We start from the raw sequence: 22,769 nt of genomic DNA on the forward strand, positions 1-22,769 counted from the left end.
GATCAGCCTCCGACAATGCCCTGGACGATTTCCAGCAACACCGGCGCGAGCACGGCCAGGCCGTACCCGATCAGCGCGTTGCGCAGCGCGCCCTTGGCCCTGTCGACCTGCGCCGGGTCGCCGCCGGCGGTGGCCCAGTACACGCCGGCTAGAACGAGGAACAGGGTGGCGAGCGCGGCGAGGATGCCGATCAGCCAGAGCCGCAGGTTGGCGATGACGAGCGGCAGGGAGTTCACCGCCAGCGCGGGTGTGCCGGCGTCGGCGTACGCGGCGGCGGGCACGGACAGGAACAGCAGCACCTCGCCGGTCACCACGGCGACGCGGCCGACTCGGCGGATGGTCCGAGAGCGGGTGAGGGCACGAGCACGTGCCGGGATACGGAACATGAGACGTTCACCTCCGGCCCCGGGCGGCGGGGCGGTTGTCGGCGGTCCGGATGGGTGGACCGCCGCCAGAGGCGGGCACGCACGGCGCCACGACGCACCGCCGTCCCCGGGAGGAGCACGTCCTCCCTTGTCGGGTAGCGGTGTGTTCGATGAGGTGTCAGCGCACCAAACTGCGCGGCACCCGGAGACGCGTCCGATGCGTCAGGCGGCCCGATCAGGGCCCGGCCCTCCGGCGGCGGGCGGAACCGCTCACCCCCACCGGCGGCGGGCGTAAAGGTCTCGCACTCTTAAACCCGCATTTGTGTGCTCTAGCGAACGCCTGCCCGACTCACAGCGACTCACAGAAACTCACAGCCACTGACAGCGCTCGAGCCTTCTGGCCTCTGAACTGCCTTTTCTCGCCCTAACTGATCCCTGCGGGTGTTTTCTCGATCGACGTGATCCGGCTGCCAGGGCGGAGAACGCGGCGACCCTCCCGGTCTCCTGGCCCGGCCTGCGGTGTTGCCGCGGGTGAGGTTTCGCCTCGGGCTGGCCTGGTCCGAGCCGGGGTCGGCGGGGTGGGCGACAGGCTGCGGCGCCCGCACCGGCAGGGCCGGGGCGGGCGCCGCGAAGGTGGTGCCACGGGTGCTGTCAGGCGGCTGCCACTGCCCGCATCTCGCTCGGTTGGGTGCGGCGGAGGCTGGCGGCGCGGAGGCTGCCACGCCGGCCGGCCTGCGCGGCGAGGGCCTGCGCGGCCTGCGGGGACGCCACCCCGGTGAGCAGACCGGTGGCGAGGGCTTCGGCGATGCGGGTGTCGATGCGGCCCAGCCGCATCCGCAGCGCGGCGGCCGTGATGCCCATGTCAGCGGCGACCCCTTCGATTGATTTGCGGCCGAGCCGCACCTCGATGAAGGGGTGTTCGTCCTCGGCGTCGAGGATCCCGAGCCGCACGGCGCGGTTGACCAGCACGTCCGGATGTCCGTAAGGCATCCGCGGGGTGCGGGGTCCGGTGACGTGCTCGACGTCGTCGACCGTGGTGAACTCCGACGCCTGCTGGCGCAGCTTGAACCCGGCGCGCCACCCGGCGCGGCACAACGCCGCGTACGGGGCGGGTCGGGCAAGGTCCACGTGGTCGCGCAACGCGACCAGGAAACCCATCAGGATCTCCGCCTCGAGGTCGTCGGGATCACCGCCGTATCCGGTGTCCAACTGGCGGGTGTAGCGGCGCAGAGCCGGCAGGGCCATGCCAACCGCGGCAATGACCCACTGCGGGCCGTCCAGGCGGGCCCGGCGGACCAGCTCCGCCCACAGCGCGTCGCGTGCCCCGAAGGCGCGCGGGTGTTCCAGCAGCCAGTCCCGCACCGCCGTCAGCGGCAGCACACCCGCCGGAAGGTCGAGGTCGGGGCCGAGCACGTCGCAGTCGATCGACAGGGGGTCGGGGTCGCCGGTCAGCGCCGTGAAGGCCACCTCCGCGGCGTCCAACGGCGAGTCCGGCCACTGGGTGGGGGGCGCGTTCATGATGCCACTCCTCAGGATTCGGTAGTCGCCGTCGCGTCTGGCGACAGCGGGGCACCGATTACGCCACGGCCCGCTCACAACCGCTCACAGCACAGGTCAGGCCGGAAATGCCGCCGCCACGGCCCTGATAGGGCGTCTGGCGTCGCCGCGCCCGACCGGCCGTGCCGAACCGTCCGCCGGCGACGCCGAATGGGCCGCCGAGCAGGGCTGTGAGCGGCGAGCCGGCCAAAAATCGACCCGTCGCGGATGGCCTGCGGACGGCAGCCCGGCGGTCTGTTCCGGCACGTCGTCGCGCCGCTCACCACAACTGACGGAAACTCGCAGCCCCCGTCGGCGGGTCGGCAGGCGCCCGACCGGCGGCCCGGCGACCGGAGCAGCATCGTTCGTCGGCCCGCAACGGAGACACTGGTGACGGCAGGCAGCCACCCTGAGGTGGCATCGAGGCGGCATCGAAGGGGTGTGTTCACAGTGGCCGGCAGCGCGGTGACACGATGACCATGTCAACGATTCACGTCGATGCTCGCGGACAGGGTGGCATGGCTGGCGGTCACGACAGCCGTGCCGTCGGCGGGGTGTGTCACCGTAGCCGGCGGTACCGTGTCGCGATCGCCATGTCAACGGCGCACGTCGATACTCCGGGCGTCCCGGCGTTCCCGACGGTCACGATGACCGTGTCATCGCAGCACGCGGGCGGGGGCGCCGCTCATGACACGGCACCAGCCGTGCCGTGACACCCCTGACATCGACCGCCCTCGTTGACATTCTGCCCGGGCAGCCCATTGAGCAGCGTTTTGACATCGGCGACTGCCATGCCGTGCCGCTGGCGTCCATGCGGCGGTGACAGCGTCGAGCGCGGTCACGGGCTGCGGGTGGCGGTCACGGCGACGCCGTCGCAGCCACGCCGCCACGGTCGTCGCGCCGCGGCCGGCCGGTGATGGCCACGGACTGCGTCATGACATCGGCGCGTATGCGACATGGGCAACGGTGACGCAACCAATGTCATCGACATCTGTGGATGACACGATGACATGCCGGTGGCCGCGTGCGGTGTCCATGGCGGTCGCGCTGCCGCGGCCGGTGGTCATGGAGCCGCGCGGACCAGTCTGCTAGAGAAGGGGTGGCAGGGCCCGGCGTACCTGCGCTGAATTGCCGCGCGTCGGGCGTCCCGGGCCGAGGTTCTGCAGTCCTTGTCCTGGCACGCGGCGGTGCGCCCTCAACGGGTCGCTGGTGTCGCTGCGGCTCGGTACGCGAGGCACCTCGATCCGACGGCTCGGTGACCGCTCGGCGGCGGATGCGCCGCCCCGGGGCGAGACACCGCCGGACGCGGCGCAGCGCCGCAGCCGAGTAAACCCGCCAGCCGGATCACCTGTGAGGATAAAAGAGCAGGTCAACGGCGACAGCGCCGCCCGGCCGGGCGGCGCTGTGAGCGGCTGTGAGTTTCTGTGAGTTAGGCAGGCGTTCGCCAGAGCACACAAACGCGGGTTTAAGAGTGTCAGCGCACTGCATGCGCGGCGCGGAGCCGACACCTAATGAGCGAGCACACGCCGCAGCACCACAACGTCCCTGTCCACCCGATCGGCCCGCCGGTGGCCGACCCGACCCTGATCGACCTGATCGCCGGTGACCCGCCGGTGCCGGTCACCGTGTGGCGCACCGCCCACGATCCGCGCGATGCCGGCCGCAGCATCGGCGCCCGCCTGGCCTACCGGCTCGTGGCCGCCTACACCCGCCCCGGCGAGGCCGTCGTCGACCTCACCACCGACCACGCTCTCACCGACGTCTGCGCGGCCGGAGGGCGCCGCCACCACCCGGGCTGGTCCACCGAGGCGTCCAGCCTGATCGTTGGACCGGTCACCCCGCTCACGCGCCCCGACCCCGCCGCCCTCGCCGAGGACGGCGACCTGGTGCCCGACATCGGCGCGTGGTTCGGCGACGACCTCACCGACGCCCCGCCCGCCGATCCCACCGAGCCGGGCCGGACCTCCCTCGGGGAGGCGACGAGTCTGGTCGTGGCCAGCTGGCCGCTGGATCCCGACGACGCCGTCAACCGGATCCGGCTGGCGTGGCTGCTGACCGTCTGCGCGCGGCTGCTGCGCCCCGGCGGCTGCCTCGTCCTCGTCGTCACCCTCCCCAAAGCAGCCGGTAGCCCGGAGGACTTCAGCCCCGTCGCCACCGCTGCCGCGCAGGCCGGGCTGGGCTACCTGCAGCACATCGTCGCCGTCACCGCCGACACCGACGAGGACCGGTTCGCCTACTACGCCACCGACGAGGAGCTGCTCACCCTCACCCACCCGCGGTGGGTGGCGCACCTGCGGGTGCATGCGGACCTGCTCGTGTTCTCATCCGCACAGGGCGAGCGGCGCCGCGACGGCGGTGAGCGCCGTGGCTGAGTACCCCATCGCCCGCGACCCGCACCAGCCGAACGACGACGCCGTACCGGAGCACGACGGTCAGCGTCACACCGCGCCGCCGGAGGGCTTGTCGGTGTGGGCGACCGCGCAGCGCACCGGTCCGGTGCAGCGGCGAGGCCGGTACGTGCCGGAGTCGGTCAAGCACCCGGCCCGGATGCTCCCGGCGATCGCCGCGCACGCGGTACACGCCTACACCCGGCCCGGGGATCTCGTTCTGGACGCGATGTGCGGAATCGGCACCACCCTCGTCGAGGCCATTCACGCCGGACGCGACGCGATCGGTGTGGAGTACGAGCCGCGCTGGTCCAACATCGCCGACGCCAACATCACCCACGCCCACCACCAGGGCGCCGCCGGCCGGGCGTCGGTGGTCCGTGGCGACGCCACCCGCCTGTCCGCGCTCCTACCCGCCGCCCTTGCCGGGCAGGTCGCGTTGGTGGTCACCTCACCGCCGTACGGACCGACCGTGCACGGCCTGGTCCGGCCCGGCGCGGACGGGGTCGTCAAGTACGACGACCGGTACAACGACGGCGAGGACAAGGGCAACCTCGCCTACCGCGATCTGACCGGCCTCGCCGACGGCTTCGCGCAGATCCTGCGCGGCTGCGCCCTCCTGCTGCGCCCTGGCGGCGTCGTCGTGGTCACGGCCCGGCCGTGGCGCAAGCACGGGCAGTTGGTCGACCTGCCCTCGGCGGTCATCGCGGCCGGCGTTCGCGCCGGCCTGACGCCCACCGAGCGGTGCGTCGCGCTGCTCGCCGCGGTGCGTGACGGGCAGCTCGTCGCCCGCCCGTCATTCTTCCAGCTCCAGGCTGTGCGTAAAGCCCGCGCGGGCGGCACCCCGCTGCACCTGATCACGCACGAGGACGTGCTGATCTTCCGCCGCCCGCCAATCTCCGCGAGTTCCCGCGAACCCAAGTGTTCTCAGGCGCATTCCGAGTGCCGTGGAGGCTCCTCAGCCTATGTCGGTCCTCGGGTTTCCGATGAAGCCGAGGGGACGGCGCCGTGAATCACAGGAAGGGAGATCCCGGCGTCGACGGCGGCGAGTTCGGCGCGGATGACCTCCAGCAGCCGGCCGATCCAGTTGCTGCCCTGCTGCCCCGAGGCGGTCCAGTAGGCGGAGTCGAGCGCGGTGTAGATGATGCGCGCGTCGCCAGTGGCAAGCAGCGTGCGTGCCATAGATGGATGCTCAGCGAATTTCGCCCGCAGCAGCTGCGTCATGATCGCAAGGCGGGCCGAGGGCCAACCGGGGCGGCGGGGCGCCTGTTCGGCGAGTTTGACGGCTTCGTGGACGTGCGGCGCTGCTGCGATGCGACCACGCCATCCGGGATCGTCGGTGGACAGTGCCCAGTAGGCGTGGGCGACAGTCGGATAGGCCCTGCCCTCGATGGTGAGTTCCGCCGGGTAGCCGTTTTGGAGGACTTCGGTGCCTGGATGTTCCTGCCGCCCTTGGTAGAGGGTCAACGTCGCGGTACCGGGTTGCTCCGGCCCGTCGGCCGGGATCCGCGTGCTGGCTCGGGCGCGATGGAGCTCTCGGGAACGGAAGTACTCGATGGCCTCAGCGTGCAGTTCCGGGGTCGCCACTTCGTCTTCGTAGTCGCTCTCGACAGTGTCGCCGATGGCGGTAGCCAGGATTTTCAGCGGCCAATCGCGGTTGTCCATGTCGCCAAGAGCGTAGATACGCAGGTGCTCGGGGATGGCCAAATATCGCTGACGTACGCGCAAGCGGTTCTCTTCGGTGGCGTCGATCAGATAGGTCTGCACGGCCTGCAGGCAGCTATCGGTGGAGTCAGGCCGGTCGTTGAGCCGGTCGATCTCGTCAGCGACCTCGCCGAGGAGCATGTCGGCGTCGATCGCACAGCTGGCCTCGGCGAATCGCCACCCGGCGAGGTGGTGGGCCGATGCCCAGGCACCGTCATTCAAGGTCGTGGCCACCCGGCCGCAGCGCACAAGTTCCGCCAGCCCGTTGAGATCGGTGAGTCCGCCCGTGCCGGTGTCGATCGCGCCGTCGGCGTAGATGACCAGGTCGGTGAGGTAGTAGTTGTCCGCGTTGCGGACAAAGATGTGCCGCCAGGTGCCTTCGACTCGTTGGCCGTCGACGTCCCGGTAGGCACGGCGGAATCGTGTCACTGCGGCACCGTAGCCCAAGCTGAGCCGTCGGTCGCAACGGCTGTAGAGGCGAGCTACTCAGAACAGCACCTCAAGCGGGGCTTGCAGGAGGATCCGGGCGTTGGTGGCGCAGAGCACAACCATTGACTCACATCGCGAGATCAACAAGGTCAACCACCTGCGGGCTCAGGGCAGCGCGCTCCAACTCAAGTGATGTCGGACTCGGCGACCACCTGGGTTCGGCGTTCCCGAGCCCGCCCGAGGGCGGGGTGGTCGCGTGAACCCATCCGCCCACCGCTACTTGAGCCTCGGTGCCGGAGTGCAGAGCTCCACCGTTCTGCTGCTCGCCTCCCGCGGCGAGATCCCCACCGGTCGCCCAGGACCTCACCGACGTCCACGAGTCCCTCGACAACGGCGGCGGCGTCTCCGGACCAGCCGCACGTCGCCTGATCAACGCCGCCGGCACGCAGCACCGCCGGTTCGGCGGACTCGTCACCACCACGCGCCAGGCCCGCAGCCTGCTGGCCGACCCCACGCTCAACGTCTTCCACAACAGCGAAGCGTTCCTGTTCTGCAACTACGACCGCGCGAAGGCGCTCTGCCATCCCAGCCGCGGCGGCCAAGCCACACCAAGCCTCGACCGCTGCCGCAGCAGCTGCGCCAACATCGCGCGCACCGACGAGCACGCCAACCAGATCGAGAACGCAGCAGCAGAACTGCGCACCCAAGCCAGTTCACCACTGCTACCCGAGCCGCTCGCCGATCGGCTGCGGCAGAAGGCCGATCACCTGGCTCACCTCGCCTCTGACCACCGCACTTCCCGCATCACCACCGATCAGGAGGACTCATGAACGCTCAATCCGCCACCGCCGACCGCGACGCCATCCGAGCAGCGATCGACCGGCTCCTCGCCGGGACACCGCTTCGTTCCAACGGATCACTCACCATCGTCGCGCTCGCCGACGAGGCCAACGTCAAACGGCACCTGCTCACGCACCGTCACACCGACCTCAAGGACGACTTCTACGCCCGCGTCCGCGCACGCGGCCACGTCCCCGACAACGAACGCAAGCTCCGCGACGACCTCACCAAGGCACTCGACCGGATCAAGGAACTCGTCACGGAAAACACCAAACTTCAAGGAGAGAACGACGTACTCGCCCGAATCGTCAACGTGCTTGAACTCGAAAACCACGAACTGCGCACCGGCACCGGAAGATCCGGCCGCCTGGTCGCCCTACCCTCCGCCCACCAACTCGACACCAGTTGCTGACAGACTGGACGACGCCCGCGCCTCGAACTGTCCTGGATCGTCAGATGCGCTCGGCCGCCGGGTGGCGCGTGAGTCAGTCAGCTGCCTGGCCCCACGGCCGTTCAATCCATGGGTTGTCGTCGAGGTAGGCGGTCAACCTGGGGAACTGCTGCCTCACACTCGCCTCGTCGGTCATCTCAACGGGAGTTCCCGCAGGTTCGTCGGGTCCGTCAGGCCGATCGACGTCGAAGGGTCGCCCCGTCGCGGCAATGTGCGCCTCCATGGCGAGACCGCAGAACCAGTCAATGCGAGCATTGTGTCGATCCCGCACCAAGTCGACAAGGCTATCGGGATCCTCCTGAACCCGCTGCATGGTGCGCCTCCCGTGGGACACGATCCAGTCCTGCACCGCGAACAGGGCGTCGTCATCCAGCGGTCCCAGCAGCAACGTTGCGGCGTCATGGATCGGCCAGCAATAGAGCTTGTCCTGCGCCTGCTCCCACAGCTCCTGGAACTGCTCAATCTCGGCCGGGCTCAGGTCTCGCAGGCGACGAAGGAGCACTTGCGCGACGCGTTCCGTGTCGCTACCCGCCTCAACGCGAGCACCTTCGACGAGGCGCCAGAAGTCTGCCCTTTCCACGACGTGGACCGTAACAGTCCGGGTGACGACGCTCAGACCGCAAGCAGGTGCCGCAGCACCGGTGCGCCAGGCACTCCACACGCCTATACACGGCTGACGTTCCTCGGCCTTCGCGTCGAGGCGGCACGCCCAATCACCAGATCTTCCGCCGGGCAGGCGCAGCGTCACAACACGCTGGAACTTGACAGGGGAGTCGGATGCCCGTACCGCACCGACGCCGAATGGTCGCGGCTGCGCCGCGACGACCCGGCCGGATGGGAAGACGCCGTCGCGTTCGACGCGGCGATCCGGCACGGCTCGGCGCGGGCCAACGCCGCTGGCCAACAGCTACGGGGTCAGTTCTTCCTGCACCGCCAACGCGTCCCACTCGAGCAGGTCACGCTCCGCCCGAGAGCCGAGGCGGGATTGGACGCGCCCGGCTGCGGGCCGTGGACCTGCCCGCACACCGACCCACCCGCCGGTGAGGCCGGCGACGCGGCGGCGACGCCGGGACGGGAGGTGCGCCATTGAGCAGCACCTTCCACCCCGGATCGGATCGCTGTGCACCGGCTACGGCGGCCTCGACATGGCCGTCGAGCTGGTGCTCGGCGGCCAGCTCGCCTGGTACGCCGAAACCGACCGACACGCCGCCACCGTCTGCGCCCACCACTGGCCCCGCATCCCGAACCTCGGCGACATCCGCACCGTCGACTGGACCCAGGTCGCGCCCGTCGACATCCTCACCGCAGGATTCCCATGCCAGGACATCTCCAACGCCGGCAAACGCGCCGGGATCAGCGGCAAGCACTCCAGCCTGTGGAGCACTGTCGCCGACGCCATTCGCGCGCTTCGACCGCCGCTCGTGGTCGTGGAGAACGTCGCCGCGCTCCTGCGCCGCGGCTTCGACGTCGTCGAAGCCGACCTGGCCACGCTCGGGTACGACACGAGCTGGACGTGCCTACGCGCATCCGACATCGGCGCCGCCCACCGCCGCGACCGGCTGTTCCTGCTGGCCACACCCACAGAACCTCGCCGAGGGGGTGCGGACGTTGCCGACACCGTGCGCGCGTGACGGCAAGGGCCCCGGCCATCAGTATGGACTGCCCGACCTGATCGAGCCGTCCGGCTCCACCCACGGACTGCTGCCCACCCCGACAGCGGTGGCGTACGGGTCGAACAAGTCCCCGTCGGCGGGAGCGGCCCGCCGGCCGAGCCTGGCCGGTGTCGCCGGGCAGTTCCTGCCCACACCGACGGTGGCCGACAGCCGTTCCTCGGCCAATGTCACCGCCGCCCGCGTCACCCCGGTCGATCACCATGGCCGGACGCTGACCGACGCCACCCGGCTGCTGCCCACCCCGCGGGCCAGCGACACCGGCACCCCCGGACGCAAAGCGGGGACCGGGTTCCGGCCCCCACTGTCGCAGGTGCTGCTGCCCACCCCGAAGGCCAGCGACGGGGCGAAAGGCTGCCCCGGCCAGCGCGGCTCCCACGGCGACCTCACTCTCCCGTCGGCGGCGGTGCAGGTACCCGCCCGTGTCCTGCCCACCCCCCGCGCGTCCGACGGACGCGGACCCGGCCGCCACGGCGACGGTGGTGCGGACCTGCGCACCACGGTTGCCGGTCTCGGTGACCTCGACGAGGAGCGGTGGGGCGGATACGCCGCCGCCGTCGCCCGGTGGGAGCTGCTGCTCGGCCGACCCGCACCGGAGCCGACCCAGACCGGTCAGCACGGCAAGCCCGTGCTCGCCCCATCGTTCGTGGAATGGCTTATGGGCCTCAACGCCGGCCACGTCACCGACCCCGCGCTGGGGTTGCCACGCACCCTCGCGCTGCGGGTCTTGGGCAACGGCGTCGTCCCGCAGCAGGCGGCCACCGCGCTGCGGCTACTGCTGTGCCCGCATAGGTGGCAGGTGCCGTCATAACCGACGACAACCTCCACGATGCCGGAAGCCTGTCCGACTACGAGCATCACCGGACGGGGCCGCTCACCCTGTACCTCGGCGACGCGCGGCGAGTCCTAGCCGCCATGCCGGACGCGTCCGTCGACTGCGTCGTCACCTCGCCCCCGTTCTGGGGCCTGCGGGACTACGGCACCGGCCGCTGGACCGGCGGGGACCCGCACTGCGCGCACGCCGCACGCCGTCGCATCGACGGCGCCCCGCAGGGTTCCGTAGTTGCCAATACTTTGCAATAAGCCATACTGGCGGGACCAGACCGATTGATCACTGGGAGGCACCCGATGGCCGTTTACACGCTGCCCGACATGCCCTACGACTACGGCGCCCTCGAACCGGCCATGTCCGGCCAGATCCTCGAGCTGCACCACAGCAAGCACCACGCGGCGTACGTCAAGGGCAGCAACGACACCCTCGACCAGCTCGCCGAGGCCCGTGACAAGGGCGACTACTCCACGCTGGTCGGCCTGGAGAAAACCCTGGCGTTCAACCTCTCCGGGCACGTCCTGCACTCGATCTTCTGGAATAACCTTCGCCCGGGCAGCAGCGCCGACCGTCCCGACGGCGACCTGGACGCCGCGATCGCTGAGCACTTCGGCTCCTTCGAGGCATTCTCCGCCCAGCTCTCCATCGCGACCAAGGGCGTGCAGGGCTCCGGCTGGGGTGTACTGGCGTGGGAGCCGCTGTCGCAGCGGCTCATCGTCGAGCAGGTCTACGACCACCACGGCAACGTCGGCCAGGGCTCCACGCCGATCCTGGTCTTCGACGCCTGGGAGCACGCCTACTATCTGCAGTACAAGAACGTTCGGCCGGACTACGTCGACCGGCTGTGGAACCTGGTTAACTGGGCCGACGTGACCAAGCGGTTCGACGCGGCCCGCGCCGCCGGCAACCCAATCCTGCTCGCCCCGTGACCGGCACCGGCCCCGGGCCGGTGTTCGTCGCGGTGCAGCAGGCGGCCGGGGTCATCGCGGCCAAGCACCGCGGTGACCTCGCCGGTGCCGAGGAGCTGCTGGCCGCGATCGGCGACCCGGCGGCACAGGCGCGCGGGTTCTGCCTGCTGGCTGAGCTGGCGCTGGCTTTGGTGCGGGCGCAGACCGGGCAGAGCATGGAGGAACTGATCCAGGAGCTGAGCCCGCTCATCGCCGCTGTGGCCCATAGGGAGCCACCGGAGCCCTGACGGCACGGCCATCCGGGACGGGTTAGGTGAGTGAGGTGAGGTCGGGGTGTTCAACGGTGGCGGCGTAGCGGTTGCCGGCAGCAATGCTCAGACCGAAGAGGTCGGCCAACCGTCGGACGTCTCCGTTGGTGGCTTGTGCCTCGTCGACGATGCGGTCCTGGCGGATGCTGGTGGCGGACAGCTGGGGGCCCGGTGGCCTGCCAGATCCAGCGGCGGCTGGCTGGCGCGTCGCTGCTCGCAGTCCGGGTGGTCACGAACAGGTAGGCGTTGTTGGTTCGTGGCCACCGGCTGCGGCGATAGTCGAGCCAGGCGGCGAGCGCTTGGTGGACGGGTTCGGCCAGGGGTATGACCCGGTCGTCGACGTGTAGCACTCGGTCGCGCACGGCGGTGAGCCGCAGCATCTGCACCTGACCGGTGCGCAGCCCGTGAAAGGCGACAAGCGCCGCTATAGCGGCGTGCGCGGGGTTGCTGGAGTCCAGTGCCTGCCGTAGCACGGTGAGGTCGACCGGGAGCGGCTGTCGGGTCTCGTGCCGGCCGGTGGAGATCCGGGTGGTCGGGTCGGTGAACACCATCTTCTGGGCCTTGAGTAGCCGGAAGATCGATTTGAGGCCCTGCCTGATCTGCGAGCGCGGGTTTCCCGCTGGCGGCAGAGCGCGGACGACGTCGTCGCGGGTGATTTCACGAAGGGTGTCATGCCCGGTAGCCGCCCACCGCAGCACAGTGGGTAGCGCCCAGCGTAGGTGCAGTTGGATGGTGTTCTCGCTGCGTGGTCGTCGCCGCGGCGGGGTGGAGCTCCCGTTCTTCATCACCTCGAACCACAGGGTCAGCTCTGCCGCCATCGCAGCCGGGAGACGGCCGATCTGCTCGGTGGCCCACGCGTCGAGGGCGGGCACGCGGTCGTCGGCAAGCATGCCGGCGTCTGCGAGGACTCTGATCACCGCGTCGGCGGGGAGTTTGATGGCGCTGAGCAGTGTCACGTCGCTGGCCCGGACCGGGTTGTCGCGGTGGTCCCGCAGTCCGATCATGATGCGCAGGCCGATGCACGCCTCCCGCAGCAGCCGGTCCGTCCAACCGAGTCGCACGGCGATCGCTGCGGCGTGCTCATCGAGTTCGGCAGCCTGCTGCGGGTCTGCGCGGCGCCGCAGTTCGGCACGGTCTCGGCCCGTCAGGGTTCTGTGCGTGGCGGGCAACAGGATGAGCTGCTGCCATCTGGCCAGACACGGCTGCCGTCGTCGGACGGCCCGGGCCGGTGCTGCGGCGCGTCGCTCGGCGTGCCGGGCGTGTTGCGATGAAACATGTCGGCCAGGAACAACTGCTGTCCGTACTGGTTGGCACCCGCGATGTCCAGGTCTCCGTCGGGCTTGCGGTGCAGCACCGCTTGCCGGTAGCAGAGCCGACACACCTCTGTGCCCGCAGGCGCGAGATGTATTACCCGGCCGCAGCAGACGCAGGCACCGATACCTGGGCTGGACCGGCGCCACTGCGCACAGCCGAGGCACAACCAGCTCTGGTTGCGTACGGCACCCCACGCGTAGCAGTCCAGGCAGGCGTCGACGTCGGGTGGCGCGTAGCGGTGACAGCGCCGACACAGACCGGCGGTGAAGTAGCCCGTCTTGGCGTCGCACCGCACACACGGGGGCGGCGTGACGGGCAGCCGGGCCAGCAGGTGAAGCAGAATTTCACTCCGCGCATGGCCACCGGCTGCTGCCGGCAGACGGTGCAGCGGGTCAGGCGCGCGGCGTGGAAGCTGGGCGGCGCCGTCATGCCGGCGGCAGCGACCGGTTACGTCCCAGCCGCGGGACGACCGGGCTGCCCACCGGCGCGGCGTCGGCGTTGGCGACCTGTTTGAGCTCGTCGCGGCGTGCCCTCGCCTGCGAAGGCTCATGCAACAGCAGCTCCGCCGGGGTGCAGTCCAGCACCGCGCAGAACACGTCGAGGTCGTCCAGGCCGACGGCCAACCATGGCACCCCCAAACCATCAGCGACCGCTTCGACTACCTCATCACCAAGTCCGGGCTACCCCCGTACGCCTCCACGACCTCCGCCACTGCGCCGCCAGCTACCTACGCCACGGCGGCGCCGACATGAAGGAAGTCCAGGAAACCCTGGGCCACTCCACCATCGGCCTCACCTCCGACACCTACACCAGCGTCATCCTCGACCTCGAACGCGGCAGCGCCGACGCCGCCGCCGACCTCATCGCCCGCGACGCCGCGTCCCGACGTCGAGGCCGATCTCGTTGAACGCCTGGTTGTGCGAGTCGCCGAGCCTGGCTTTCAACCGTGGTCTGGTAGGTCGGGGATATGAGCTACCTCGAGCCGGATCCCGTCGGGATCCTCAATGAAGGTGGCGAAGTAGCCGGGCGTGTAGTCGTACTCTTGGGGCGGGTGGACGATGGTCCAGCCGCCGTCGACAGCGGCTTGGTGTGCGGCGTGAACGGTGTCTCGGTCGGCGACGGAGAAGGCGGCGTGTTGCCAGCCGGGGCGGCCGTGTTGGTGGGGTGTGCGGTCGTCGCCTTCGGCGGGGTAGAGCAGGATCTCCGGCTGTGGGCCGCTCCAGGTGCAGATCGTGTCTGCGGTGATGTGGCGGCGGTAGCCGAGGACGCCGAGGATCGCGTCGTAGCCCTGCGCTGATTTGGCGAGGTCGGTGGCGGTGATGGCGAGGTGGTGCAGGCTCGTGGTCATCGTTTGCCTTCTCCCATGGCGAGATCGGCAGATTCGGGGAACCTGCCGTCTGTCGGATGTGTGGTCAGCCAGTGGTGTAGTGGTAGGGACCGACGATCGACCGTAGTCGTGTGAGTGCGGCTTCTGGATTCGCCGCGCCCACACCGATCCGATAGCCCGGCGTCTGGCCGGTAGATTTGATCATCGACCTGGGCGGCGTTGAGGTGCCAACCGATGACGTCAGGCGCGTTGCGGAGTTCGTCGACAAGGTCGCCTTGCCGCGTCAGCGAGACGTTCGGCCGCGCGGCTGCCGTGACGTAGCAGCAGGCGATGCAGGTGGCCGCGTGGGTAGCCGTAGCGGGTTGGGTGTGTTCGGTGGCAGCCGGCTGCCCGATGCAGGCGCGCAGGTGCACGAGACGTGGGTCGGTGCCGGTGAGGGCTTGCACGGAGTGGGCGACGAGACCCGAGCCGGGTCGTACGCCGATGTCGAGCACAACCCATCTGCCGTCGTGTAGCCGTAGCTCGATGTGCAGCGCGCCGTCGTGGAGGTCGAGTACGGCGATGATCTGGTCGATGGTCGATGGCAGTTCTGGTAGGGCCGCGGTGATGCGCGGATCGATTGGCGGAGAGACCATGACTCGATCAGTGAAGGGATGCACCTCGGTGGCGGTGCGCTTTTCGTGGACCACCGACTGCACGGCGATGCCCCCGGTGACGATGACGTCGGCGCTGATCTCCAGCGCCTGCGTACCTCCGAGATACTCCACGGCCAGTATCCGGATGCTGGTGTCGATGTGGCCGAGCGCTAGCAGTTGCCGGTAGAGGTCGAGTTTTCGTCGATCGAGAGGTCGGCTCGGTAGCGGTAGACGCCGCGCGATCCGGCGCCGGTGGCGGGCTTCAGCACCGGCCGTGGTCCGACGCGGTCGAGCGCTTCGCGCAGGAACGTTGGCGAGAGGTCTGCGGCGGCGAATTCCGGGACCGTCGCGCCCTCTTTGCGCAGCTCCGCGTAGAGCTTCGCCTTGTCGATCACGAGGCGTCGGGCGGTAGCGAGAGGGAACTGCGGGTTGAGCGCTTCCAGCACGGTGGTCCACCAATCGTCGAAGCCGACCGCGCCGAGCAGGGGCATCCCGTCGTGCTCGGCGACCAACGTGAGGGCATCCCGACGTAGCGCCGGACTGCGGGTCTCCAATGCGACCAGCACGTCGAACGAGAGTTGACGTAGGACGGCACCGGCTTTGAGGAGGGCCGCAAGCGTCGGTGCCCGGCCGTCGATCGTGCCGTAGACGCCGTAGACCGGGCTTGAACCTCCTGGGCGGGGTGAGGTCATGTCGAGTGCGGTGCCGGCCACGGTGTCTCCTCCACGGATAGTGCGGTTGCTGGTTGTAGGTTGATGCGGTGCAGGTTGTGACCGACTCCGCCGAGAGGTTCGCCGCCGATGTTCGCGCCGGGTTGCGTCAGCACGCTGACCCGACGTACGTGGCGGGTACCGTCGCCGCCCGCAGCCCTGGCAAACCCGTCCTCGGGGTGCGTATCCCCCTGTTGCGGGGCGCGGTGCGTACGGCATTGAAATGCGCCGCCGGTGATGAGGCGACGGTTCGGGTGGTGGCGGACCGGCTGTGGCACGGGGTGGCCCATGAGGAGGAACTCGCCGCGTGCATGCTGCTGCGGCTGGCCGGTACACGGATCACCGCGTCGACTGTCGCGCAGTGGGCGCCGTCGCTGGACAATTGGCTCAGCGTTGACGAGCTGGGGGGCTGTCTCGGTGAGGCGATCACCGATGACCCGGGGATGCTGGTCGACCTCAGTTCTTTGGCTCGGTCGGAGTCGCCGTGGCAGCGCCGACTGTACGTGGTGGGGCTGATCAAGCCGGTCCGTGACGGCTTGGACCCGGGCGGATTGCCGTTGCTGGTGTCGGTGATGCAGGACGACGCAAAGCCGGTCCGCAAGGCGAGCGCGTGGCTGCTCGGTGCGGTCCTGAAGGTCCGTCCGTCGGCTGCGCCGCAGTTCCTGGCGGTCTGGCCGCCGGGCGCGCCGCGACTGTTGACGCGGCTGCTGGAGCGGGTACCTGTCGCGTAGGCCATGCTCATGTCCGGTGCACTCTCCCGACCGGCGTCCGTTCTGGTTCTGCTGGAGCGGTCGGCGGCCGGCGCATTCCGAGCGTGTCGAGCAGCGGACCGGTGGCGGCGGTCGTCACGAGCGCCATCACCACGAACAGGGCGAACACGCGGGCGTCGATGATCCCGGCGGTGAGGCCGATGTTGAGGATCAGCAGTTCGGTCAACCCGCGGCAGTTCATCATGACCCCGAGCGCCGCGCTGTCGCGCCAGCCCAGCCCGACCGCCCGGCCCGCGCCGCCTGCGGACAGCACCTTGCTCACGGCGGCGATCACCAGGACCGTCAGGCACAGCACCATGGCGCGCGGATCGGTGATGAGGTCAAGCTGCGTTCGGGCGCCGACGGCGGCGAAGAACAGCGGTAGGAGAAGCCACTCGGTCAGCCCGTCGGCCATCACCCCGACGCGTTGCACGACAACGGAGGTGGGCGGGACGATGAGCCCGACCAGGAACGCGCCGAAGATCGAGTGCAGGCCCAGGTGTTCGGTGGTGAGCGCGCTGAGGAGCAGGCCGGCGATCAGCAGGGCTGGCACCGCGTAGCCGCTGTCGTGCCGGGCGGTCAGGGTGCGGTGCAGCAGCGGTCGGATCAGCCACCACGTGATCGCCGCGAAGAGCAGCGCGGCGCCGAGCCGCCCGATCGTGGCGGCCACCGAGCCGCGCTGGACGAGGCACATCGTGATGGCGAGCAGGCACCAGATGGTGGCGTCGCCGATGACGGCTGCGGTGGTGCCCAACGATCCGACCTTGCTGGTCAGCAGGTGCCGCTCGGCGAGGATGTGGGCCAGTACCGGCAGGGCGGTGGCGCTCATCGCGAGCCCGACGAACAGCGTGTACGGGACGGCTCCGACCTGGGTGGGTCGGTACCCGTCCAGCAGCAGGGCTGCGGTGAGCACTCCGCACAGCAGCGGCACCGCGATCATTGTCTGTCCCACGGCCATCGCGGTGGCGCCTTGGCGGCGGTGATGTGCGCTGGCGAGTTCGCGGCCGATGAGGAACACGAAGAGGATTACGCCGAGTTGGGCCAGCAGGTCGATGGCGTGGGTGCTGTTGTCGTGCCGTAGCCAGCGGCTGAGGTCGGGGGCGATGTGGCCGAGCACGGATGGTCCGAGGAGCAGTCCGACGGTGGCTTGGCCGACGACACGTGGCTGCCGTAGCCGGGTGGCGATCATGCCTCCGGTGTGCGCGGCGATGACGATGATCACGATGGTGAGCAGCACTCGGCCGATGTCGAACGCGGCTGGTCCTGCTGGGGGTGCCGTCGGAATAGTGGTAGGTCCGGCGTGGTCTGCGCCGCTGGTCTTCGCTAGCAGCAGCAGCAGCAGCACCGCCGCCGTGGCCGGCGCGACGACGCCGATCGTGTACGTGACGATCAGGCGACGGTGTTCCCGGCGGGTCACAGCTCACTTACCCTGCGGGCCGCGTCCTGAATGACGTGGGGTGGTTGCGCGACGCAGAGTCGCACGGCTGTGTCGGGTGCCCCGAACACCGGGCCGGGCAGGCCGACCACGCCGACGCAGCGTAGCGCCTGGTAGGCGTCGGTGCCGTCGTTGGTGTGCACCAGGAGGTGGGTGCCGCTCGCGGCGGGGTCTGCGGTGAAGGCGGTTGACGCGTCGACCGCCGCGAGGAGCTGTTGCCGCTGGCTTGTCAGGACGTGGTGCCGGTCGGCAAGCTCGGCGGTGGTGCCGGCTGCGGTGAGGACCTGGACGGCGAGGTGCTGGCTGGGCCGGCTGACGGACATCGACAGGTGGGTCTTCGCCCGGGTGATCGCGGCGATCAGGTCCGTGTTGAGGGCGACGAGGCAGCCGACTCGGGCGCCGGGCAGCCGCAGCAGCTTGGACAGGCTGAACACCACGATATCGGCGTCACCGAGGGACGCCTGTAGGTCGGTGATCTCTTCGCCGGTCAACGGCGTGTGGGAGACATCCCAGATCAGCCACCCTCTGCCGGCAGTCGGGACTTCGGTGTGGCGAACGAGGACCCCGGTCGGGTTGTGGGGCGTGCAGACGACCGTGGCCACTGCCCCACGCGCGGGCGGGACCGGCCCCGGGACGGCGTAATGCGATAGTCGGAGGCCGCCGAGAAGCGCGAGTTCGTCGAAGCCAGGGAAGGCCGGGCGAGGCAGCAGGATCCTGTCGCCGGGATCCGCCACGCAGGTCAGCGCCAGGTGCAGGGCCTCGCTACCGCCCGCCGTGACTACCACATTCGCCGGTGACACCCCGAACAGACCCGCGAGCGCGAGAAGCAGCTCGGGCTCGCCTTGGACGGCTCCGTAGGAGCTGATGTCGGCGGCGGTGACCGCGAGTCGCCGCAGGGCTGGGGCGACGGCGGACAGCGGAGGCGAGTTGTCGCCGCGCAGGTCGAGGTCGCCGGTCTGGACAGGGAAGTCGTCGTAGCTGTGGGCGGTGGTGGTGGCGGCGCGGCGGCTGGTGGGCGGCATCGGTCAGGCCCTTCCGGTCGTCGTAAGCCATGCCGGGACTAGGTCGTCGGTCCGTAGGGAGGCAACTCGGCTGGTGGCGCTGGCGAGCCAAAGTGCCGCTGCGTCGGGGTTGATGCGCTGCGCGGTGGCGAGTTCGGCGAGGGCGTGTTCTTCGACCGGGGTGAGGTTGAGTGCTCCGCAGACGAGCGGGACCAGCGACGGGACCGGGCGGTGTGCGAGGGCGGCCAGGCTGCGGCGGCAGGCCAGCAGCTCTCCGAGCGCGGTGCTCGGCGCCGGCCGGTCGCGCAGACGGTGGCGGACCAGGACCAGTTCGGCTTGAAGGTTGCCGCCGCTGCGGCCGAGTCCGAGGATCGAGCAGTCCAGGTAGGTGGCTCCCGCCGCTGCGGCGGCGAGCGCGTTAGCGTAGGCCAGGCTGAGGAAGTCGTGGGCGTGGAAGCCGAGGTCCGCGGAGACGGTGGCGCGTAGCCGGGTGATGAGGTCGGTGACCTGGTCGGGCAGGAGAGCGCCGCAGGTGTCCGCGAGGTAGAGCACGTCCGGGGTGGTGGCTCTGTCGATCCGGGCGGCGTGGGCGAGCAGGTCGTCGGGGTCGTAGCGCGAGGCCAGGGCGATGTTGACGCTCACCCGGAGCCCGTGGTCTCGGGCACGGTGCGCGAGGTGAGCGAGGTCGTCCAGCCAGTGGGGGTGGTATACCAGGCGGAGCATGTGCAAGCCGGCTGCCGTGTACGCCGTGAGGTCGATCTCGTTGGCTAGGGCGGTTGGGTGGACCATGGCGGCCAGGCGGACTCCGTCGCGCTGGGCGGTGGCCACATGCTCGGGGGTGAGGTGGGCGCCGATGCCGGGTGCCACCACGGCGTGCTCCAGCGGGACGCCGCCGAGGTAGCCGAGTTCGACGATCTCGACGCCGACAGGTGCTAGCGCGGCGGTCACGTCGGCGAACTGGGTGTCCGGCCACCGGAAGTCGACCTCGAAACCGCCGTCTCGAAGCGTGACGTCGACCAGTGTTGCCAGCGGGCCGGGGTCGGTGGCCGGTGGTGGGTTGAAGTGATCGAACATCAGCAACCTCGCAGCGTCGTCACGACGGCCGCCGCCGCCGTGCTCGGATCGAGATCGGCCCTGGCGGTGCAGAGCCGCAGGTGCCCGGGAGCGCCGAATCCGTCGCCTGGGGTGATCCGGGCGGCGCCGTCACGGCCCAGGTCCGGCAGCCCTTCCCGGTCCGGGACGCGGCACCAGGCGTAGAGCCCGCCGTGGGAAATCACCGGCACGCCCAGCCCGGCCAGCGCGGTGACCGTGTCGGCCCTGGTCCGGTGGATATCCGCGCGGGTGTTGCTGAGCCACCGCGCCGCGACGTCACTACCTAACAGCGTCGCTGCCACCCGCTGGCTCAGCACGCTGGTACAGGACGCGTACAAGGACCGGAACCGGGTGAGATCCCGAATGGTTGCCGGGTCGGCGACGAGGAACCCCACCCGGAGCCCGGCGACGGACAGCCACTTCGAGCATGAGTCCACGACGATGTCCCGGGCCAGGTCGAAGGCGGGCGCGAACAGAGCGGACACTGCGTCCGGGGCGAACGTCCGATACACCTCGTCGGACATGACCGCCAGGTCGCAGGCGGCGGCGACCGCGACGAGTTGGTCCATCACCGCCTGGTCGACGGCCACGCCGGTCGGGTTGTGCGGGTAGTTGACGATCAGCACCGTGGGCCGGGGTGCCGCCTCGGCCACGATCTGGCGGAGCAGGGCAGGGTCCGCCGCAACGGTAGCCGGGTTGTACGGGGCCAGCGGGTGGCCGGCGGCGGTCGCCCACAGCCGGTACGGCTCCCACCCCGGTTGTGGGACGAGCACGCCGCCGGGTCGGCGGTGCAGGAGGTAGCGGACGGCCAGCCACGCCGCTTCCTTCCCGCCAGCAGTCACCAACACCCGCCAGGGATCCAGAACGGCCCGGTCGACGTCGCCGACCCTGGCGAGGTGGTGCAGGTACGCGACCCGTAGCACCTCTTCGCCGGCCGGGTCGCCGTACCAGAACGGCCCAGACTCCGCGACGGCCGCGCCGATCTCGGCGCGCATCGCCGCCGGAAGTGGGTACCGGACCTCGCCGACGCTGAGATCCAGCATCAGTGGCGCATCGACCGACCGGGCGTACGACGAGCCAGGGCCGGCCAGCAGCTCCAGCGTTCGCCGAAAGAACGGGTCGCCCATCAGTTCGACGTCGGCGCGAGAGCCAGCCGACGGGTGGAAGCGCCGGGTAGGGCGTTGAACGCTCCCATCCCCCGAACCCGATCCTCGCCAGCGACCCACTCCTGCGCATCGATCACGCCCACCTGCTGGCTGAGCCGGGCGACCATCCGGTCATACAGGCGCCGCTGGCTGTCCGAGAAGAAGTGGGCCATCAACTCGCTGTAGACGAGCTTGCCGGGCTCGGTCAGGCGCAGCGTCTCGCCGGTGATCTCCGCGAGACCGTTGTCGACCACCTTGGCGATACGGTCGGCGTAAACCCCCGCCAGCGACAGCTCCTCCAAGTCGCGCATGTCGAACGTCAACCGCTTCGGGAAGAACACCAGGCCCTTCTCGTAGGCGTGCCCCGGCGACGACCGTGCGATCGGCTGGACCCCGGTGGCGGCGCGCGCCACATAGGCCCGCTCGTCGGCCTCGTTGTAGAAGGCCAGCCCCCGGATGAACGAGTACGCGCCGGCACCGACACCAACGCACTCGTCGCGGTAACCGCCGTACAGGGTGGCGAACATGTACCTGGTCGGTGGGGCGGACGCGGCGCCGAAGCAGTACATGTTCTGCTCGGACATGTGCCGCATCAGTTCCTGGCGGGCGCTGTGGAACATCCGGGACCGCTCATCGAGCACGGCCGGCCGGGGCAGGTCACCGGTACGGATCCGGTCCTGCCACGCGGGCAGGGTCATCACGTAGTCGACCGGGTAGATCGAGACGCTGCCGATCCCGGACGTCCCGGCGAGCCTGGCGTCGAGCAGAGCCGCTTCGACGTCCTGGCCGGGGAAGCCGACCATCATGTCCAGGTTCGTGTTCTTGAAGTGCTTCGTCGCCCCGGCGATCGACGCGTGGACCTGGTCCAGGGACGCGGTCACCCGGACCATGTCGCGGGTGGACGGGTCGAATGACTGCACCCCGAAACTGACGCGGGTCACCCCGAGCCCGGCCAAGGTTGCGAACTTCGAGTCGTCCATGCTCTTGGCCTCGAACTCGAACGAGATCTCCGCGTCCACCTTGAGCGCGAAGTTGCTTCGGATCGCGCCGATCAGCGCGCCGATCTGATCCTCCGACAGCACCGATGGGGTACCGCCGCCGATGTAGACGGCGTCGAGTTCCCAGCCCTGGATCCGCCGCATCGCTCCGACGGTGCGCAGCTCAACGTGCAGGGCGTCGAGGTAGACGCCAATCCGCTCTGCGGTACCGACGGACTTCACGAACGGGCAGAACGAGCAGATGGTGTCGCAGAACGGAATGTGGACGTAGAGCGCCGTCAACCCCGTCGTCGCGGTGTCGGGCGTCGACAGGAACGCCGACACGACGGCGGCGTGGTCTGCCGAGAAGTTCAGGTCGAAGAACGGATAGGAGAAGGACTCAAACGGCAGCATCGGGCACCTCGGCTCGTGGATGGCATGCGCGGAGATCAACTGTCGGCAGGAACGGAGTGTTGAATGGGGTGAGAGCGGTGGCCTGCCAGCAACCCCTTGGCGTAGGCAGGCCACCGGTCAGGTCACGCTCCGCCCACGACCCACTTCTGCATGATCATCACCTCCAGCCCCTTCGTGACCAGGTGCGGGGCGTTTACCGCCGCCGCGTTCTTGCTCCGAGTCTCAGGGGGCGACCGGACCACTCGGAAGGAGTTGTGCGGACGGCGGCAATCAATTTGCAGAGCCTGGCAATCGCTGTCTGTACCGAGAAGGTTTCGACCAGTTACGGTTCTCGGCAACCCTGTACGGAGGCAGGCACACCGCCATGGACGTCACGAACCCGCTCTGGACATCCCCTGCGATGCGGGCCGCTGTTGCTCAGGACAACGTCGGTACCGTGATCCGTCTAAGAGCGACCGGCAATAGGTAGGGCGTCTGGGCGGACGACCCCGAGGTAGCAAGCAGGCACGGGTCCATTGATCATCGGAGTTCTCTACGCTTCGT

Annotated in this window: 26 protein-coding genes; 11 read left to right on the forward strand and 15 right to left on the reverse strand. The window is 69.7% G+C overall.

All coding sequences use genetic code 11. The features are described 5' to 3' along the window. Positions 1 to 2: 2 nt before the first annotated feature. Positions 3 to 386 (reverse strand): pilin, encoded by a 384-nt coding sequence (locus ACIQG9_RS24145; RefSeq protein WP_400406395.1) that lies wholly within the window; start codon positions 384 to 386, stop codon positions 3 to 5. A 630-nt stretch (positions 387 to 1,016) separates the two neighbouring features. Further along, entirely contained in the window at positions 1,017 to 1,883 is an 867-nt protein-coding gene (locus ACIQG9_RS24150; RefSeq protein ID WP_400406397.1) for a hypothetical protein, read from the reverse strand. A gap of 1,529 nt (positions 1,884 to 3,412) precedes the next feature. On the opposite strand from ACIQG9_RS24150, the gene ACIQG9_RS24155 reads away from it, so the two are divergent. Beyond that, on the forward strand, positions 3,413 to 4,273 hold the full coding sequence (locus ACIQG9_RS24155; protein ID WP_400406399.1) for a hypothetical protein: 861 nt from the start codon (positions 3,413 to 3,415) through the stop codon (positions 4,271 to 4,273). Then, a complete protein-coding gene (locus tag ACIQG9_RS24160; protein ID WP_400406401.1) occupies positions 4,257 to 5,300 on the forward strand; it encodes a TRM11 family SAM-dependent methyltransferase in 1,044 nt (347 codons plus the stop codon). The genes ACIQG9_RS24155 and ACIQG9_RS24160 overlap by 17 nt, the downstream gene beginning before the upstream one ends. Here the strand turns inward: ACIQG9_RS24160 and ACIQG9_RS24165 are convergent. Beyond that, positions 5,252 to 6,421 carry an NADAR family protein gene (locus ACIQG9_RS24165; protein ID WP_400406403.1) on the reverse strand — a complete coding sequence of 390 codons (1,170 nt, stop codon included), beginning with the start codon at positions 6,419 to 6,421 and terminating at the stop codon, positions 5,252 to 5,254. The two genes, ACIQG9_RS24160 and ACIQG9_RS24165, sit on opposite strands and share 49 nt — an antisense overlap. Positions 6,422 to 6,711: 290 nt before the next feature. On the opposite strand from ACIQG9_RS24165, the gene ACIQG9_RS24170 reads away from it, so the two are divergent. After that, entirely contained in the window at positions 6,712 to 7,251 is a 540-nt protein-coding gene (locus ACIQG9_RS24170) for a hypothetical protein (protein WP_400406406.1), read from the forward strand. Continuing rightward, entirely contained in the window at positions 7,248 to 7,673 is a 426-nt protein-coding gene (locus ACIQG9_RS24175; protein WP_400406408.1) for a hypothetical protein, read from the forward strand. Before ACIQG9_RS24170 ends, ACIQG9_RS24175 begins: the two co-directional genes overlap by 4 nt. A gap of 73 nt (positions 7,674 to 7,746) precedes the next feature. Here the strand turns inward: ACIQG9_RS24175 and ACIQG9_RS24180 are convergent, their stop codons facing one another. Next, positions 7,747 to 8,292, reverse strand: coding sequence for a DUF4240 domain-containing protein (locus tag ACIQG9_RS24180; RefSeq protein ID WP_400406411.1), 546 nt, complete (start codon positions 8,290 to 8,292; stop codon positions 7,747 to 7,749). A 3-nt stretch (positions 8,293 to 8,295) separates the two neighbouring features. Here ACIQG9_RS24180 and ACIQG9_RS24185 point away from each other — a divergent pair, with 3 nt between their 5' ends. The 5 genes from ACIQG9_RS24185 to ACIQG9_RS24205 all read left to right on the forward strand — a co-directional run bounded on the left by ACIQG9_RS24185 (position 8,296) and on the right by ACIQG9_RS24205 (position 11,406). Next, positions 8,296 to 8,802, forward strand: a complete 507-nt coding sequence (locus ACIQG9_RS24185; protein WP_400406474.1) for a hypothetical protein — start codon at positions 8,296 to 8,298, stop codon at positions 8,800 to 8,802. Beyond that, positions 8,753 to 9,343: a DNA cytosine methyltransferase gene (locus tag ACIQG9_RS24190; protein ID WP_400406412.1), complete on the forward strand. Its 591-nt coding sequence runs from the start codon at positions 8,753 to 8,755 to the stop codon at positions 9,341 to 9,343. The genes ACIQG9_RS24185 and ACIQG9_RS24190 overlap by 50 nt, the downstream gene beginning before the upstream one ends. Further along, entirely contained in the window at positions 9,312 to 10,193 is an 882-nt protein-coding gene (locus tag ACIQG9_RS24195; RefSeq protein ID WP_400406414.1) for a hypothetical protein, read from the forward strand. Before ACIQG9_RS24190 ends, ACIQG9_RS24195 begins: the two co-directional genes overlap by 32 nt. Positions 10,194 to 10,510: 317 nt before the next feature. Further along, positions 10,511 to 11,140: a superoxide dismutase gene (locus ACIQG9_RS24200; RefSeq protein ID WP_400406416.1), complete on the forward strand. Its 630-nt coding sequence runs from the start codon at positions 10,511 to 10,513 to the stop codon at positions 11,138 to 11,140. Beyond that, positions 11,137 to 11,406, forward strand: a complete 270-nt coding sequence (locus tag ACIQG9_RS24205) for a superoxide dismutase (protein ID WP_400406418.1) — start codon at positions 11,137 to 11,139, stop codon at positions 11,404 to 11,406. The genes ACIQG9_RS24200 and ACIQG9_RS24205 overlap by 4 nt, the downstream gene beginning before the upstream one ends. A gap of 50 nt (positions 11,407 to 11,456) precedes the next feature. Here ACIQG9_RS24205 and ACIQG9_RS24210 read toward each other — a convergent pair whose 3' ends face one another. The 3 genes from ACIQG9_RS24210 to ACIQG9_RS24220 form a co-directional block, all read right to left on the reverse strand. Further along, positions 11,457 to 12,596, reverse strand: coding sequence for a hypothetical protein (locus ACIQG9_RS24210; protein WP_400406420.1), 1,140 nt, complete (start codon positions 12,594 to 12,596; stop codon positions 11,457 to 11,459). Beyond that, a complete protein-coding gene (locus ACIQG9_RS24215; protein ID WP_400406423.1) occupies positions 12,572 to 12,781 on the reverse strand; it encodes a hypothetical protein in 210 nt (69 codons plus the stop codon). Before ACIQG9_RS24215 ends, ACIQG9_RS24210 begins: the two co-directional genes overlap by 25 nt. 385 nt (positions 12,782 to 13,166) lie before the next feature. Continuing rightward, positions 13,167 to 13,373, reverse strand: coding sequence for a helix-turn-helix domain-containing protein (locus ACIQG9_RS24220; RefSeq protein WP_400406426.1), 207 nt, complete (start codon positions 13,371 to 13,373; stop codon positions 13,167 to 13,169). Between ACIQG9_RS24220 and ACIQG9_RS24225 the strand changes: the two genes are divergently transcribed. Next, a complete protein-coding gene (locus tag ACIQG9_RS24225; protein ID WP_400406429.1) occupies positions 13,367 to 13,648 on the forward strand; it encodes a tyrosine-type recombinase/integrase in 282 nt (93 codons plus the stop codon). The genes ACIQG9_RS24220 and ACIQG9_RS24225 overlap by 7 nt on opposite strands. Positions 13,649 to 13,681: 33 nt before the next feature. On the opposite strand, the gene ACIQG9_RS24230 is transcribed toward ACIQG9_RS24225, so the two are convergent. From ACIQG9_RS24230 to ACIQG9_RS24240, 3 genes are read right to left on the reverse strand one after another with little or no spacing between them, the layout of a single operon-like run. Then, positions 13,682 to 14,089: a VOC family protein gene (locus ACIQG9_RS24230; protein WP_400406432.1), complete on the reverse strand. Its 408-nt coding sequence runs from the start codon at positions 14,087 to 14,089 to the stop codon at positions 13,682 to 13,684. After that, the gene (locus ACIQG9_RS24235) at positions 14,086 to 14,835 is read right to left on the reverse strand and encodes a hypothetical protein (RefSeq protein ID WP_400406435.1); all 750 of its coding nucleotides are present in this window, start codon (positions 14,833 to 14,835) and stop codon (positions 14,086 to 14,088) included. Before ACIQG9_RS24235 ends, ACIQG9_RS24230 begins: the two co-directional genes overlap by 4 nt. Positions 14,836 to 14,873: 38 nt before the next feature. After that, positions 14,874 to 15,416: a hypothetical protein gene (locus ACIQG9_RS24240; protein ID WP_400406437.1), complete on the reverse strand. Its 543-nt coding sequence runs from the start codon at positions 15,414 to 15,416 to the stop codon at positions 14,874 to 14,876. Positions 15,417 to 15,463: 47 nt separating this feature from the next. Between ACIQG9_RS24240 and ACIQG9_RS24245 the strand changes: the two genes are divergently transcribed. Further along, complete coding sequence (locus tag ACIQG9_RS24245; RefSeq protein WP_400406440.1) at positions 15,464 to 16,144, forward strand: DNA alkylation repair protein; 681 nt, start codon at positions 15,464 to 15,466, stop codon at positions 16,142 to 16,144. A gap of 7 nt (positions 16,145 to 16,151) precedes the next feature. Here ACIQG9_RS24245 and ACIQG9_RS24250 read toward each other — a convergent pair whose 3' ends face one another. From ACIQG9_RS24250 to ACIQG9_RS24270, 5 genes are read right to left on the reverse strand one after another with little or no spacing between them, the layout of a single operon-like run. Further along, positions 16,152 to 17,579, reverse strand: a complete 1,428-nt coding sequence (locus ACIQG9_RS24250; protein WP_400406443.1) for a cation:proton antiporter — start codon at positions 17,577 to 17,579, stop codon at positions 16,152 to 16,154. Continuing rightward, positions 17,576 to 18,619, reverse strand: a complete 1,044-nt coding sequence (locus ACIQG9_RS24255; RefSeq protein WP_400406446.1) for a pyridoxal phosphate-dependent aminotransferase — start codon at positions 18,617 to 18,619, stop codon at positions 17,576 to 17,578. The genes ACIQG9_RS24250 and ACIQG9_RS24255 overlap by 4 nt, the downstream gene beginning before the upstream one ends. Before the next feature lie 3 nt (positions 18,620 to 18,622). Then, on the reverse strand, positions 18,623 to 19,672 hold the full coding sequence (locus ACIQG9_RS24260) for a hypothetical protein (RefSeq protein WP_400406449.1): 1,050 nt from the start codon (positions 19,670 to 19,672) through the stop codon (positions 18,623 to 18,625). Continuing rightward, entirely contained in the window at positions 19,672 to 20,817 is a 1,146-nt protein-coding gene (locus ACIQG9_RS24265; protein WP_400406451.1) for a pyridoxal phosphate-dependent aminotransferase, read from the reverse strand. The genes ACIQG9_RS24260 and ACIQG9_RS24265 overlap by 1 nt, the downstream gene beginning before the upstream one ends. Continuing rightward, the gene (locus ACIQG9_RS24270; protein WP_400406454.1) at positions 20,817 to 22,340 is read right to left on the reverse strand and encodes a coproporphyrinogen-III oxidase family protein; all 1,524 of its coding nucleotides are present in this window, start codon (positions 22,338 to 22,340) and stop codon (positions 20,817 to 20,819) included. The genes ACIQG9_RS24265 and ACIQG9_RS24270 overlap by 1 nt, the downstream gene beginning before the upstream one ends. Positions 22,341 to 22,769 lie beyond the last annotated feature (429 nt).

It is taken from the genome of Micromonospora sp. NPDC092111 (assembly GCF_044755745.1).
In the GTDB taxonomy this organism is placed as follows: domain Bacteria; phylum Actinomycetota; class Actinomycetes; order Mycobacteriales; family Micromonosporaceae; genus Micromonospora.

Coding starts and splice junctions, on each gene's coding strand:
- ACIQG9_RS24145 (WP_400406395.1), bottom strand. CDS start 386: ATGTTCCGTATCCCGGCACGTGCTCGTGCCCTCACCCGCTCTCGGACC.
- ACIQG9_RS24150 (WP_400406397.1), bottom strand. CDS start 1,883: ATGAACGCGCCCCCCACCCAGTGGCCGGACTCGCCGTTGGACGCCGCG.
- ACIQG9_RS24155 (WP_400406399.1), top strand. CDS start 3,413: ATGAGCGAGCACACGCCGCAGCACCACAACGTCCCTGTCCACCCGATC.
- ACIQG9_RS24175 (WP_400406408.1), top strand. CDS start 7,248: ATGAACGCTCAATCCGCCACCGCCGACCGCGACGCCATCCGAGCAGCG.
- ACIQG9_RS24200 (WP_400406416.1), top strand. CDS start 10,511: ATGGCCGTTTACACGCTGCCCGACATGCCCTACGACTACGGCGCCCTC.
- ACIQG9_RS24225 (WP_400406429.1), top strand. CDS start 13,367: ATGGCACCCCCAAACCATCAGCGACCGCTTCGACTACCTCATCACCAA.
- ACIQG9_RS24230 (WP_400406432.1), bottom strand. CDS start 14,089: ATGACCACGAGCCTGCACCACCTCGCCATCACCGCCACCGACCTCGCC.
- ACIQG9_RS24255 (WP_400406446.1), bottom strand. CDS start 18,619: ATGCCGCCCACCAGCCGCCGCGCCGCCACCACCACCGCCCACAGCTAC.
- ACIQG9_RS24260 (WP_400406449.1), bottom strand. CDS start 19,672: ATGTTCGATCACTTCAACCCACCACCGGCCACCGACCCCGGCCCGCTG.
- ACIQG9_RS24265 (WP_400406451.1), bottom strand. CDS start 20,817: ATGGGCGACCCGTTCTTTCGGCGAACGCTGGAGCTGCTGGCCGGCCCT.